This is a genomic window from Pseudomonas sp. 3MAES_34.3B (assembly GCF_058145875.1).
In genome coordinates this window covers 2,235,273-2,248,912 of the sequence record NZ_CM176960.1, presented here as the reverse complement: position 1 = coordinate 2,248,912, position 13,640 = coordinate 2,235,273, and the positions used below count along the sequence as shown (strand labels likewise).

12 protein-coding genes are annotated in these 13,640 nt (G+C 63.1%); 7 read left to right on the top strand and 5 right to left on the bottom strand.

All coding sequences use genetic code 11. The features are described 5' to 3' along the window. Nucleotides 1-114: 114 nt before the first annotated feature. On the top strand, nt 115-1,029 hold the full coding sequence (locus AC3Z8Y_RS10060) for a helix-turn-helix domain-containing protein (RefSeq protein ID WP_490089551.1): 915 nt from the start codon (nt 115-117) through the stop codon (nt 1,027-1,029). On the opposite strand, the gene AC3Z8Y_RS10055 is transcribed toward AC3Z8Y_RS10060, so the two are convergent. Further along, nucleotides 1,026-1,535 (bottom strand): GNAT family N-acetyltransferase, encoded by a 510-nt coding sequence (locus AC3Z8Y_RS10055; protein ID WP_490089550.1) that lies wholly within the window; start codon nt 1,533-1,535, stop codon nt 1,026-1,028. The genes AC3Z8Y_RS10060 and AC3Z8Y_RS10055 overlap by 4 nt on opposite strands. Before the next feature lie 177 nt (nt 1,536-1,712). Between AC3Z8Y_RS10055 and AC3Z8Y_RS10050 the strand changes: the two genes are divergently transcribed. From AC3Z8Y_RS10050 to prpF, 5 genes are all read left to right on the top strand, one after another. After that, complete coding sequence (locus AC3Z8Y_RS10050) at nt 1,713-2,408, top strand: GntR family transcriptional regulator (protein WP_225774339.1); 696 nt, start codon at nt 1,713-1,715, stop codon at nt 2,406-2,408. A gap of 21 nt (nt 2,409-2,429) precedes the next feature. Further along, nucleotides 2,430-3,320, top strand: a complete 891-nt coding sequence (gene prpB / locus AC3Z8Y_RS10045) for a methylisocitrate lyase (RefSeq protein WP_490089549.1) — start codon at nt 2,430-2,432, stop codon at nt 3,318-3,320. A gap of 58 nt (nt 3,321-3,378) precedes the next feature. Next, entirely contained in the window at nt 3,379-4,506 is a 1,128-nt protein-coding gene (gene prpC / locus AC3Z8Y_RS10040; RefSeq protein WP_181114118.1) for a bifunctional 2-methylcitrate synthase/citrate synthase, read from the top strand. 65 nt (nt 4,507-4,571) lie between these two features. Then, nucleotides 4,572-7,166, top strand: coding sequence for a Fe/S-dependent 2-methylisocitrate dehydratase AcnD (gene acnD, locus AC3Z8Y_RS10035; RefSeq protein ID WP_490089548.1), 2,595 nt, complete (start codon nt 4,572-4,574; stop codon nt 7,164-7,166). A gap of 24 nt (nt 7,167-7,190) precedes the next feature. Beyond that, nucleotides 7,191-8,372, top strand: a complete 1,182-nt coding sequence (prpF, locus tag AC3Z8Y_RS10030; protein ID WP_490089547.1) for a 2-methylaconitate cis-trans isomerase PrpF — start codon at nt 7,191-7,193, stop codon at nt 8,370-8,372. A gap of 15 nt (nt 8,373-8,387) precedes the next feature. On the opposite strand, the gene AC3Z8Y_RS10025 is transcribed toward prpF, so the two are convergent. The 4 genes from AC3Z8Y_RS10025 to AC3Z8Y_RS10010 form a co-directional block, all read right to left on the bottom strand. Further along, a complete protein-coding gene (locus tag AC3Z8Y_RS10025; RefSeq protein ID WP_490089546.1) occupies nt 8,388-9,326 on the bottom strand; it encodes an AraC family transcriptional regulator in 939 nt (312 codons plus the stop codon). 24 nt (nt 9,327-9,350) lie between these two features. Next, the gene (locus tag AC3Z8Y_RS10020) at nt 9,351-10,181 is read right to left on the bottom strand and encodes an oxidoreductase (RefSeq protein ID WP_490089545.1); all 831 of its coding nucleotides are present in this window, start codon (nt 10,179-10,181) and stop codon (nt 9,351-9,353) included. A 121-nt stretch (nt 10,182-10,302) separates the two neighbouring features. Then, nucleotides 10,303-11,076 carry an L-iditol 2-dehydrogenase gene (locus tag AC3Z8Y_RS10015; RefSeq protein WP_490089544.1) on the bottom strand — a complete coding sequence of 258 codons (774 nt, stop codon included), beginning with the start codon at nt 11,074-11,076 and terminating at the stop codon, nt 10,303-10,305. Nucleotides 11,077-11,122: 46 nt separating this feature from the next. Beyond that, nucleotides 11,123-12,421, bottom strand: a complete 1,299-nt coding sequence (locus AC3Z8Y_RS10010; RefSeq protein WP_490089970.1) for an ABC transporter substrate-binding protein — start codon at nt 12,419-12,421, stop codon at nt 11,123-11,125. A 295-nt stretch (nt 12,422-12,716) separates the two neighbouring features. Here AC3Z8Y_RS10010 and AC3Z8Y_RS10005 point away from each other — a divergent pair, with 295 nt between their 5' ends. Beyond that, complete coding sequence (locus tag AC3Z8Y_RS10005; RefSeq protein ID WP_490089543.1) at nt 12,717-13,637, top strand: helix-turn-helix domain-containing protein; 921 nt, start codon at nt 12,717-12,719, stop codon at nt 13,635-13,637. Nucleotides 13,638-13,640 lie beyond the last annotated feature (3 nt).

Here is a 13,640-nt window from a genome sequence, read left to right as displayed (position 1 = left end):
GCGTGAGCGATGTTAGGGAGCGCAGCCCGCGCCATCTATCCATCTTGCGCACACATGTAAGGCACCGTTATGGTGCATAACCATTAATAAAAATAACGGTTATCCTGATGCGACATGAACGTTGCGAGGGGGCGGGAAATGGGGATTCGGGCGTATGACATCTTGCACATCGAGCAGCAGGAAAAAGCCTTCGGCGGTTGGCGCGAGCATTACCAGCAAATGTCGTGCGGTGTATTCCACAACCGGGTCGTCCAGCTCGAACTCGACGGCGTGCAAGTGTTCCAGGAACGTATCAATACGCGGGTGGAGCAGTATTTTCATGCCCCTGCCGACGCACTTAGCTTCTGCTTCGATCATTGCGAACAGGCGTTGTACGTACTTAACGGAGAAAGCGAAAACACGTGGATCACGCCCCGGGATTACGCTGAAACCGGGCTGGTATTCTCCGGTGGGTTCCTGGCCCGGGCCGGTGCCATGAATATCCAGGCACTGGACGGCCTGTTCATGACACCGCTGCGCTCATCCCATTGCCCGCTGTTCGAGCGTTGGCTGGGAGGGTTGCTGTCGAGCCTGTTAAGCACCCAGGGCGATGGACCCCACGACAACCTCGCCAACCAGTTGCTCGAAGACTGCCTTTTCGTCGCCGAGAGCGCTGCGGCCCGTCTCGAAGGCACCCCTCGAAAACGCGCACCCATTGGCCGCCGCATCGTTCGCTGCGCTGTCGAGTTGGTAAATGCCCATCCGGAGGAAGTGTTCAACTCGCTTCAACTGGCGACGGCTGCCAGCGTCTCGGTGCGGCAATTACAAAAGGCTTTTCTAGACTTCACCGGCGTTACGCCCAGTGCCTGGCTGAAACTGCGCCGGTTGAACGCTGCCCGCCGAGACCTGGCAAGCGCCCATCCCGGCATCACTGTGGCTGAAGTAGCCATGCGCTGGGGCTTCTGGCACTTGGGACGGTTTTCGCGGGAATATCGACAACTGTTCCAGGAATTGCCCAGCCAGACAGTGGCCCGTAACCCCTCTGGCTAGCCGCGCTGCAATGGCCGTTGCATATGAAGCGTACGCCATAGCGGGTCCGGGTCCTGAGCGATCAGCTCAAAGCCCTGCCGTTCCCAGAATGCCTGCGCGCCAGGCAGGAACGGGTGGGTGTGCAGATACATCACCTCAACCCCTTCTTCTTCTGCCTGCTGTTGCAGCGCCTGATACAACGCACTTGCCAATCCGGCGCCCCGATAGGCGGGCAGCACGAACAAGCGCACCACCTCCACCACGTTCAGGCCAGGGTAAGGCAACGCCAGAAAGCGCCGGTCGTAAGGCACGTAACCGATCACGCCCACTACCTCGCCCTCATCCAGCGCCAGCAAAAAGCGGCCGGGGCCGTTGATGTAGGTAGCTTCGAAAGCCGCCAGATCGGCCGGCATTGCGGTGCCTTCGAGCTTGGGGAACATTTGTGCGCGAGCGGCGAGTACGAACGGCAGTACCTTCGGGATACTGTCGACAGTCGCCCTTTCGATCACCCACGTGCCGTCAGCCATTGCTTTCTACTCCGCATATCCGGCGGCCAGTGTGCCGCGCACGGGGAAACGGGTCCAGCGGGCCTTCGCGGCAGGGGGTATCGTGCGGGTAGGGAACCCAGAGGATTGTCGACACCGCATTGACTTATCGCTATTCGCGGGAGTAGATTCCGCTCACCAATCTTGGATGTGTCGACAATGCCCACCCCCCAAGACGCTCCGGAAGCGCTCGCGCCCGATTCCGCCACCCTCTCGGAGAACGTGTTCCGGCGAATCCAGGCGGCTATCGTGGGCGGCGAAATCGCCCCGGGCAGCAAGATCTCCGAGCCGGAACTGGCGCGGGTATACGGCATCAGCCGTGGGCCGCTGCGTGAGGCGATCCATCGGTTGGAAGGCCAGCGCTTGCTAGTGCGGGTGCCGCATGTGGGCGCGCGGGTGGTGTCGCTCAATCGCGCCGAACTGATCGAGCTGTACGAAATTCGCGAATCCCTCGAAGGCATGGCCTGCCGCCTGGCGGCCGAACGCATGACCGACGCACAGATCGACGAGTTGCGCGCAGTGCTTCACACCCATGAACAGGACGCCGCGTTTCAGGCGGGCGTGGGCTACTACCAGCAGGAAGGCGACTTCGACTTCCACTACCGGATCATCCAGGGCAGCGGCAACCGCACCCTTACCCAAATGCTCTGTGGCGAGCTGTATCAGCTGGTGCGCATGTACCGCATCCACTTTTCCGCCACGCCCAACCGGCCCCGCCAGGCCTTTGCCGAGCACCATCGCATTCTCGATGCCATTGCCGACCGCGATGGCGAGCTGGCCGAACTGCTGATGCGTCGGCATATCGCGGGGTCCAAGCGCAATGTCGAGCGTCATTATCAGGACGCCGCCCAATAACAACAGCCTCTGAGGTGATTCATGAGTCAGCCAAGCAGCCCCGGCCAGCGTTTTCGCGACGCGGTCGCCAGTGAGCAACCGTTGCAAGTGGTTGGCGCCATCAACGCCAACCATGCCCTGCTCGCCAAGCGGGCCGGGTTCAAGGCGATCTACCTGTCTGGCGGGGGCGTAGCGGCCGGCTCGCTGGGCTTGCCGGACCTGGGCATTACCGGCCTGGACGACGTGCTGATCGATGTACGGCGTATCACGGATGTGTGCGACCTGCCCTTGCTGGTTGACGTGGACACAGGTTTTGGCTCCTCGGCGTTCAACGTGGCACGCACCGTGCGCTCGATGATCAAGTTCGGTGCCGCGTCCATCCACATCGAGGACCAGGTGGGCGCCAAGCGCTGCGGCCACCGGCCTAATAAAGAGATCGTTTCCCAGCAGGAAATGGTCGACCGCATCAAGGCCGCCGTGGACGCGCGCACCGACGACGCTTTCGTGATCATGGCGCGCACCGACGCCCTGGCCGTCGAGGGTTTGGACGCTGCCCTGGACCGTGCCGCGGCCTGTATCGAAGCCGGCGCCGACATGGTGTTCCCGGAAGCGATCACCGAGCTTGAGATGTACAAGCTGTTCGCCCAGCGGGTGAAGGCGCCGATCCTGGCGAACATCACCGAGTTCGGCGCCACGCCGCTATTCACCACCGACGAGCTGCGCAGCGCCGAGGTGTCGCTGGTGCTGTACCCACTGTCGGCCTTTCGCGCCATGAACAAGGCCGCAGAAAACGTGTATGGGGCCATCCGCCGCGACGGCACGCAGAAGAACGTGGTCGACACCATGCAAACCCGCATGGAGCTGTACGACGCCATCGACTATCACGTTTTCGAGCAGAAGCTCGACGCCCTGTTTGCCCAGAACAAGCGCTAAGCCTGGCGCCGTGATGCATTGCCAATTCTTATAAAAAATCCAAGCGTGGAGACTGCAAATGGCCGAAGCAAAAGTATTGAGTGGGGCTGGCCTGCGTGGCCAGGTGGCAGGGCAAACCGCGCTGTCCACGGTAGGCCAGGCGGGTGCCGGGCTGACGTATCGTGGCTATGACGTGAAAGAGCTGGCCGAACATGCCCGCTTCGAAGAAGTGGCCTACCTGCTGCTGTACGGCGACCTGCCCACCCAGGCTCAGCTCGATGCGTACCTGGACAAACTGCAAGGTTTGCGTGACCTGCCGCAGGCCCTGAAAGAGGTGCTGGAACGCATCCCGGCCAGCGCTCACCCGATGGACGTGATGCGCACCGGCGCCTCGTTCCTGGGCAACCTGGAGCCGGAAACCTCCTTCGAGCAGCAACGTGACGCCACCGACCGCCTGCTCGCAGTGTTCCCGGCGGTGATGTGCTACTGGTACCAGTTCAGCCACCACGGCAAACGCATCGAATGCACCAGCGACGAACGCTCTCTGGGCGGCCACTTCTTGCACCTGCTGCACGGTAAAACCCCGGTCGAGCTGCACCGCAAGGTAATGGACGTGTCGCTGATCCTGTACGCCGAGCACGAATTCAACGCCTCCACCTTCGCCGCCCGGGTGTGCGCTTCTACCCTCTCGGACCTGCATTCCTGCATCACCGGCGCCATCGGCACCCTGCGCGGGCCGCTGCATGGCGGCGCCAACGAGGCGGCCATGGCGATGATCGAGAAGTTCGGCTCGGCCGAGGAAGCGGTGCAAGGTACCTTGGCGATGCTGGCGCGCAAGGACAAGATCATGGGCTTCGGCCATGCCGTGTACAAGGACAGCGACCCGCGCAACGAGGTGATCAAGGGCTGGTCGAAAAAGCTCGCCGACGAAGTGGGCGACACCGTGCTGTACCCGGTGTCCGAGGCCATCGACAAGACCATGTGGGAACAGAAAAAGCTGTTCCCCAATGCCGACTTCTACCACGCCTCGGCTTACCACTTCATGGGCATTCCCACGCCGCTGTTCACCCCCATATTCGTGTGTTCCCGCGTCACCGGTTGGGCTGCCCACGTGTTCGAGCAGCGCGCCAACAATCGCATCATCCGCCCCAGCGCCGAATACACCGGCGTCGACCAGCGCAAGTTCGTGCCAATCGAACAACGCTGACCCGGCCGGGCGCGTCGCCACGCGCGCCCTGCCCTTTACCGTGCCCCGTGACCGAGCCGCTAGCCATGAATACCAAGTACCGCAACACCCTGCCCGGTAGCCCGCTGGACTACTACGACGCCCGCGCAGCGGTTGACGCCCTGCAGCCCGGGGCCTACGCGACGCTGCCGTACACTTCCCGCGTGCTGGCGGAGAACCTGGTACGCCGCTGCGACCCGGCCACGCTGGACGCTTCGCTGTTGCAGCTGATCGAGCGCAAGCGCGACCTGGACTTCCCCTGGTTCCCGGCCCGCGTGGTGTGTCACGACATTCTCGGGCAAACCGCCCTGGTGGACCTGGCTGGCCTGCGCGATGCCATTGCGCGCCAGGGCGGCGACCCGGCTCAGGTGAACCCGGTGGTGCCTACTCAACTGATTGTCGACCATTCGTTGGCGGTGGAATGCGGCGGCTTCGATCCGCAAGCGTTCGAGAAAAACCGCGCCATCGAAGACCGCCGCAACGAAGACCGTTTTCACTTTATCGACTGGACCAAGAAAGCCTTCCGCAACGTGGACGTGATCCCGCCGGGCAACGGCATCATGCACCAGATCAACCTGGAGAAGATGTCCCCGGTGATCCAGGTGCGCGAAGGCGTGGCCTTCCCCGACACCTGTGTGGGCACCGACAGCCACACGCCACACGTGGATGCGCTGGGGGTGATCGCCATCGGCGTGGGCGGCCTTGAAGCGGAAAGCGTGATGCTCGGCCGCGCGTCGTGGATGCGCCTGCCGGAAATTGTCGGTGTAGAGCTGACCGGCAAGCTGCAGCCCGGCATCACCGCCACCGACATGGTGCTGGCGCTTACCCAGTTCCTGCGCCAACAGAAGGTGGTGGGCGCCTGGCTGGAGTTCTTCGGCGAAGGCGCCGCGGCGCTGACCCTAGGCGACCGCGCAACCATTTCCAACATGGCGCCTGAATACGGCGCTACGGCGGCGATGTTCCCCATCGACGCGCAAACCATCGACTACCTGCGCCTCACCGGCCGCGAAGATCAGCAAGTGCGGCTGGTGGAGGACTACGCCAAAGTGATCGGGCTGTGGGCGAGCGACCTCAGCGAAGCGGTGTATGAACGCAACCTGGCCTTTGACTTGTCTTCGGTGGTGCGCAACATGGCCGGGCCGAGCAACCCGCACGCCCGCCTCGCCACCGCCGACCTGGCGGCCAAAGGCATTGCCGGCCCGTGGGAAGACATCCCTGGCCAGATGCCTGACGGCGCGGTGATTATTGCCGCGATCACCAGCTGCACCAACACCAGCAACCCGCGCAACGTGATTGCCGCCGGCCTGCTGGCGCGCAACGCCAACCGCCTGGGCCTGGCCCGCAAGCCGTGGGTGAAATCCTCCCTGGCGCCGGGCTCGAAAACCGTGGCGCTGTACCTGGACGAGGCCGGCCTTACCCACGAGCTTGAGCAATTGGGTTTCGGCGTGGTGGCCTTTGCCTGCACCACCTGCAATGGCATGTCCGGGGCACTGGACCCGGCTATCCAGCAGGAAATCATCGACCGTGATTTGTACGCCACGGCCGTGTTGTCGGGTAACCGCAACTTCGACGGGCGCATTCACCCCTATGCCAAGCAGGCCTTCCTCGCCTCGCCGCCTTTGGTGGTGGCCTACGCCATCGCCGGCACCATCCGCTTCGACATCGAAAAGGACGTACTGGGCATTGGTGCCAATGGCGAGGAGATCCGCCTGAAGGACCTCTGGCCGAGCGATGAAGAAGTGGACGCGGTGGTGAAATCCTCGGTCAAGCCCGAGCAGTTCCGCCAGGTGTACATCCCCATGTTCGCGGTGCACGAAGACACCGGGCCGAAGGTGGCGCCGCTCTACGACTGGCGCCCGATGAGCACTTACATTCGCCGCCCACCCTACTGGGAGGGCGCGCTGGCCGGCGCGCGGCCGCTGAAGGGCATGCGCCCGCTGGCGGTGCTGGGCGACAACATCACCACCGACCACCTCTCCCCGTCCAATGCCATCCTGCTGGACAGCGCCGCCGGTGAATACCTGGCGAAGATGGGCGTGCCGGAAGAAGACTTCAACTCCTATGCCACTCACCGCGGCGACCACCTCACCGCCCAGCGCGCGACCTTCGCCAACCCCAAGCTGTTCAATGAAATGGTGCTGGAGGATGGAAAGGTGAAGCAGGGCTCGCTGGCGCGGGTGGAGCCCGAAGGCGAGGTGATGCGCATGTGGGAGGCCATTGAAACCTACATGGAACGCAAGCAGCCGCTGATCATCATTGCCGGTGCCGACTACGGCCAAGGCTCATCGCGGGACTGGGCCGCCAAGGGGGTTCGCCTGGCGGGCGTGGAGGCCATCGCAGCCGAAGGCTTCGAACGCATCCACCGCACCAACCTGGTGGGCATGGGCGTGTTGCCGCTGGAGTTCCTGCCGGGCACCAACCGCCACACACTGGCGATCGACGGCACGGAAACCTACGACGTGGTCGGCCAGCGTACGCCACGCGCGCTGCTTACCCTGGTGATCCACCGACGCGACGGCGAGCGCCTGGAGGTGCCGGTGACCTGCCGCCTGGACACCGCCGAAGAGGTGTCGATCTATGAGGCCGGCGGCGTGCTGCAGCGCTTTGCCCAAGACTTCCTCGAATCCTCGTCGGCAGCCTGAATACCTTACCTGGAGCGGCCTGTGATGCCCCATGCCCCACAAATAAAAATCCCCGCCACCTACATGCGTGGCGGTACCAGCAAAGGCGTTTTCTTTGCGCTCGATGACCTCCCCCCGGCTGCGCAAGCGCCCGGTGTGGCCAGGGATGCTTTATTGCTGCGCGTGATCGGCAGCCCCGATCCGTACGGCAAGCAGATCGACGGCATGGGCGGCGCCACGTCCAGCACCAGCAAAACGGTCATCATTTCGCGCAGCCAACGGGCTGATCATGATGTGGACTACCAGTTCGGCCAGGTGTCCATCGACGCCGCGTTCGTGGACTGGAGCGGCAATTGCGGCAACCTTTCCGCCGCCGTGGGGCCGTTCGCGATCAGCCAAGGCCTGGTCGATCCGTCGCGGGTACCGCGCAATGGCATTGCCACGGTGCGCATCTGGCAGGTGAACATTGCCAAGACGATCATCGCTCACGTACCCATCACCGATGGCCAGGTACAGGAGACCGGTGATTTCGAGCTGGACGGCGTGACCTTCCCCGCTGCGCAAGTGCAACTGGAATTCCTCGATCCCGCTGCCGATGACGCAGAGGGCGGCGGCGCGATGTTCCCCACCGGGAACCTGGTGGATGAACTTGAGGTGCCTGGCGTGGGCACCTTCCGCGCCACGCTGATCAACGCCGGCATCCCCACCATCTTTTTGAACGCCGAGGCGCTGGGCTACACAGGTACGGAGCTGCAAGGCGCGATCAATGGCGACGTCGAGGCCCTCACACGGTTCGAAACCATCCGGGCGTACGGCGCCCTGCGCATGGGTTTGATCACTCAACTGGATGAAGCGCTCACGCGGCAGCACACGCCAAAAGTGGCCTTTGTGGCACCGCCAGCCGGCTACACCGCCTCCAGCGGCAAGGTCGTCGCGGCGGATGACGTCGACCTGCTGGTGCGCGCGCTGTCCATGGGCAAGCTGCACCACGCCATGATGGGTACCGCCGCCGTCGCCATCGGCACAGCGGCGGCGATCCCGGGCACCTTGGTGAACCTGGCGGCAGGTAGCGGCGAGCGCACGTCCGTCCGCTTCGGCCATCCCTCCGGCACCCTGCGGGTAGGCGCCGAGGCGAAGCAGGTAGATGGCCAGTGGCAGGTCACCAAAGCGATCATGAGCCGCAGCGCGCGGGTGCTTATGGAAGGCTGGGTCCGGGTGCCGGGGTAGCAAGGCAGCCTGCCATCAATGGGACGACACAAACACCGACGGGCTGGCGGGCGCGGGCAAGGCATAGGTGGCCTTCATCCACTGCACCTCGGCCAACGGCGTCCGGCCGAAGAACCGCTTGAACTCCCGGCTGAACTGCGACGGGCTTTCGTAGCCCACCGCGAAGGCCGCCGCAGCGGCGGACATGTCGCTGCGCAACATCAGCAGCCTGGCCTGATGCAACCGCGTGGATTTCAGGTATTGCATGGGCGTGGAATCGGTCACCCGGCGAAAATGAAGGTGGAAGCTGGGCACGCTCATGGTCGCTTCCCGTGCCAGCGCTTCTACGCTCAAACCCTCCTGGTAATGGCTATGGATCTTGCGGATGGCACGGGTAACCCTGGCGAAGTGGCCCTGTTGATTGAGCGCCGCCCGCAACGAGCCCCCCTGCTCCCCAGCGAGAATCCGGTAGTAGAGCTCCCTTACCAGCGACGGGCCAAGGATCACCGCGTCATCCGGATCGTTCATGGCTTCGAGAAACCGTAACGTAGAGTCTGCCAAGCGATCGTCCATCGGCGATGAGTACATGCCCTTGGGGGGCAATCGGGTGGGCCCGATTGCGCTATCGACCTCCATCAGCAGCTCGCTGGCCAGCCGAAAGTCCAGCCGCATGTACACCGCCAGCATGGGCTCGCCTGGGCTGGCGTCGGTTTCCATGGTGAAGGGCACAGGCACGGACACCACGAGATAATGCTGGGCGTCGTAGACATACACGTCCTCGCCCAGGTACCCCCGCTTGCGGCCCTGGCAGAGGATCACAATGCCGGGGTCGTACAGCACCGGGGTACGCCGCAGCGGTTGGTTGGAGCGCAAAAAGCGCACGTCGTCCAGGGCGCTGAGGTTGTAACCCTCTACCGGGGCGAGCACCTCCATCAACTGCACCATGCGCGCGGTGCGTGCCCAGCGATGTTCCATCGAAGTGGCCCTTTCCTGGCAGCTTTAACCGTCGGTCGAGCGCGTGAGCGTTGCCCATTGCTCGATTTCCTGCAACCTGGCCGCATGGTGATCGCGCACCAGCGCCAAAGCATCGCTGCCCAGCAAAAGGTGCGCCGGCGGCCGTGGGTTGTCGATAAGCTGCAGAATAGCCCGCGCGGCCTTGTGCGGGTCGCCCAGCTGCTTGCCGCTTTTCTCATGGCGCGCCTGGCGCACTGGGTTGAAGCTGGCATCGTAATCAGCGATACGCCTGGGCGTGCGCTGCATGGACCTGCCCGCCCAGTCGGTGCGGAACGAGCCCGGCGCTACCGCCGTCACGTACACATTGAAGGGCGCGAGCTCCTTGCCTAGCGCATCGGAGATACCCTCCAGCGCAAACTTGCTGCCGCAATACCAGGCGATGCCGGGCATCGTGATGCTGCCGCCCATGGAGGTGATGTTGATGATGTGCCCACAGCGCCGCCCACGCATGGTTGGTACGAATGCCTTGGTGACCGCCACCGCGCCGAACACGTTCACATCGAATTGCTGACGCAACTCCTCCAGCGAAGACTCTTCGAACAAGCCTTCATGCCCGTAGCCGGCATTGTTGACCAGCACATCTACCGGGCCAAAGCGCTGCTGGGCATCGGCCACCACAGCGGCCACCTGTTCGAAGTTTGTAACGTCCAGGAGCACTGCGTGGGCGTTCGGCCCATTGGCTTCGAAAGCTTCGAGCGCGGCCTGGTTGCGCACCGTACCAATCACTCGATGGCCGGCCGCGAGGGCTTCGTTGGCCAGCGCCTGGCCAAAGCCGCTGCTGATACCGGTGATGAGAAGGGTTTTTGAAGTCGCCATGGCCGTGTCTCAGTAAGGGGACCGTTAGCGTAACCAGCCCCAACCGAAGCGCCATTGCCCATGCTTACACAGGTATTGCCTATTCCTATGGACCACACGAGGGACGACCGCGAAGCAGCCCTCAGCTCATCCAGTTCCCGCCATCCACGTTAAAGGTTTGCGCCACCACGTAATCGCTCTCGGCCGACGCGAGAAACACTGCCATGCCTACAAGGTCCTCGGCGGTGGCCATGCGGCCGAAGGGTACCTCCTGGCTTACCAGGCGTTTTTTCTCGCCAAGGGGGCGGTTTTCATACTGGGCGAACAAGGCGTCCACGCCGTCCCAGTGCTCCCCGTCCACCACCCCCGGTGCGATGGCGTTCACGTTGATGCCCTGCTTGATCAGGTTCAGCCCCGCCGATTGCGTGAGGCTGATTACGGCGGCCTTGGTAGCGCAATAGACCGCCACCAGTGGCTCCCCTCGCCGCCCGGCTTGGCTGGCCATGTTGATGATTTTGCCGCCATGGCCCTGGGCGATCATCTGCCGGGCGGCCGCTTGAAGGGTGAACAGGGTGCCCGCCACATTGATCGAAAACAGCCGGTCATAACTTTCGCGGCTGATCTCCACAATCGGCGCCAGGTCAAACAGCGCCGCGTTGTTTACCAGAATATCCAGCTTGCCCACCTTGGCCACCACCGCCGCGATTGCCGCGTCTATGGAGCCTTGGTCAGTCACGTCCATGCGCACGGCGTAGGCGCCCGGGCCGAGCTCACGGGCGGTTGCTTCGGCGCGTTCAAGGTTGATGTCGGCAATGGCCACCATTGCACCTTCCCTTATATAAGCCTGTGCGAAGGTGCGGCCGATACCCCGCGCCGAGCCCGTGATCAATGCACTTTTACCGTTCAGTCGTTTCATACCTGCGTTCCTGCGAAAGAGTTAAGTTGCCAGCGAGCAGGCACGGTCACTTGGGATAACCCGCGCGCTTCATTTCCCGTTCCGTGCTGGCCTGCGCTGCGGCCAGGGCCTGATCAACGCTCGTCTGCCCGGTCAACGCAGCGGAAAACAGCTTGCCGACCGAAGTGCCAATGGATTGAAACTCAGGGATCACCACGTACTGGATGCCCTGGTACGGCACTGGCTGGGCCGAGGGGTGTGAGGGGTCTGCATGCTGCATCATCGCCAGGGTCACCTTGGCGAACGGTGCGGCGTGCAGGTAAGCGTCGTTGTACGTGGACTGGCGGGTGCCCGGCGGCACGTTAGCGATGCCGTCCTTGTCGGCGACAAGCTTCACGTACTCCTTCGAGGTGGCCCAGGTGATGAACGCCTTCGCCGCGTCCTTGTGTTTGGAGCTTGCAGGAATGGCGAGCGACCAGGCGTACAGCCAGGACGACCCCTTGTCCGTCACTTCCACGGGCGCGGCCACGAACCCTACCTGATCGACCACCTTGCTCTGGGTTTTGTCCGTGGTGAAGGACCCCGCTACGCTGGCGTCCACCCACAAGGCGCATTTGCCACTGTTGAACAGGGCCAGGGTTTCGTTGAAGCCGTTGCTGGACACGCCAGGCGGGCCGTACTTTTTCAAGGTATCGACATAGAAGTTGGCTGCGGCGGTCCATTCGGGGCTGGTGAGTTGCGGCTTCCACTGCTCATCGAACCAGCGCGCGCCAAAGGCGTTGGCCATGGTGCTCAGCAGGGCCATGTTCTCGCCCCACCCAGCCTTGCCGCGCAGGCACATGCCGTACTGGCCCTTGGCAGGGTCATGCAGTTTGCTGGCAAATTCCCCCAACTGGGTCCAGGTGGGGTGTTCCGGCATGGTGAGGCCGGCTTGCTTGAACAGGTCTGTGCGGTAATAGGTGAGCGTGCTTTCGCCGTAGAACGGAAGTGCGTACATCACGTCATTGACTGAAAGCCCCTGGCGCACGGCGGGGAAAATATCCTCGACGTCGTAGCTGGCTGGCAGGCCCTGCAACGGTTCGAGCCACTTCTTTGCGCCCCACAAGGGCGTTTCATAAGTGCCAATGGTGAGCACGTCGAACTGCCCGCCCTGAGTAGCAATGTCGGTGGTGAGCCGCTGGCGCAGCACGTTCTCTTCAAGCACCACCCAATTGAGCGTGATGTCAGGGTGCTGTTCTTCAAATACTTTGCTCAACCGCTGCATACGGATCATGTCGCTGTTGTTCACCGTGGCAATGGTGACGGTATCCGCCGCATGGCTGATGAGCGTGACCGACAGCCCGGCACACAGTGCAAGCGCTTGCATGGGTTTGATGGCGTTCATGGCGTTCTCCCACTCTATGCCTGGCCGGCACGAGCGTTCTTGTTTTTGTATCCGCCACAGCGAGGGCACATCCGATGGCGGGCGCGGCTCGATTACAGCACTCACTCCAGCCGCCCACAAACGATCCACGAACGCTGCACTGATACTTTTTTTGCCCACCAGGGCTTGGGCTGAAAAAGGCAAGAAAGTATCAACCGCACGTAGCTGGCGTGCTGGTCAGTGAAGGTGGCCATGGGTATGCTCGAGCCACATCGACAATAAAACACAGGTACCCGGTATGCGGGCCACTCACGCCAACCTGCTGGATCATCCGCCCGCCGAGCTGGAAGTGATCCTCCCTGAGCCCGGGAACGGCTTTCGCTGGTTCGAGCATGACTACCCTTACCCCCTCGCCCGCTGGCACCACCACCCTGAGTTCGAGCTCCATCTGATACGTCACGGTCACGGCAAGTTGCTGGCGGGCGACTACATCGGCCCTTTCAGCCCGGGCCATGTGGCGCTGATTGGCCCCCACCTGCCCCACGACTGGATCGGTGATCTCACACCGGGCGAGCACCTTCCAGGCCGTGACGTAGTGCTTCAGTTTGACGGCGAGGCCTTGCTGGGGCTGGCCAGCGCCTTACCGGAACTGGCCGAGCTGAAGGGCCTGTTCAGCAGTGCGCACCGGGGCCTGGAATTTACCGGGCAAACCGCCGTGCGGGCCGCGATGATGATCGAGGCGGTAGGCCTGGCCCGAGGGCTGGAGCGCCTGACCCGCTTTCTCCAGCTATGCGACACCCTGGCCAAGGCACCACTGGCGGACCGTCGCCCGCTGGCAAGCCCCTGCTACTCGCCCGTGCTGGATGACCGCAGCGCCGAACGGATCACCCAGGCGTTCGAGTACCTGCTGGCCGAGTTGACCGGGGACATCCGCTTGAGTGTGGCGGCCGAGCGCGTCGGCATGAGCGAAGCGGGATTCTCGCGCTTTTTCAAGCGGGTGACCGGCCACGGCTTCGTAGACCTCATGCGTAAATTACGGGTGCAACGGGCGTGCAGGTTGTTGATGCAAACCGACCGTTCGGTAGCCGATATCTGTTTCGACGTGGGCTATGCCAACCTGTCCAATTTCAATCGTCACTTCCGCCATGAAATGGCGCAAACCCCCAGCGAATACCGGCGCCAGGCCAGCGCCGGTTCGCCATTGCATTCCCTACAATAAGGA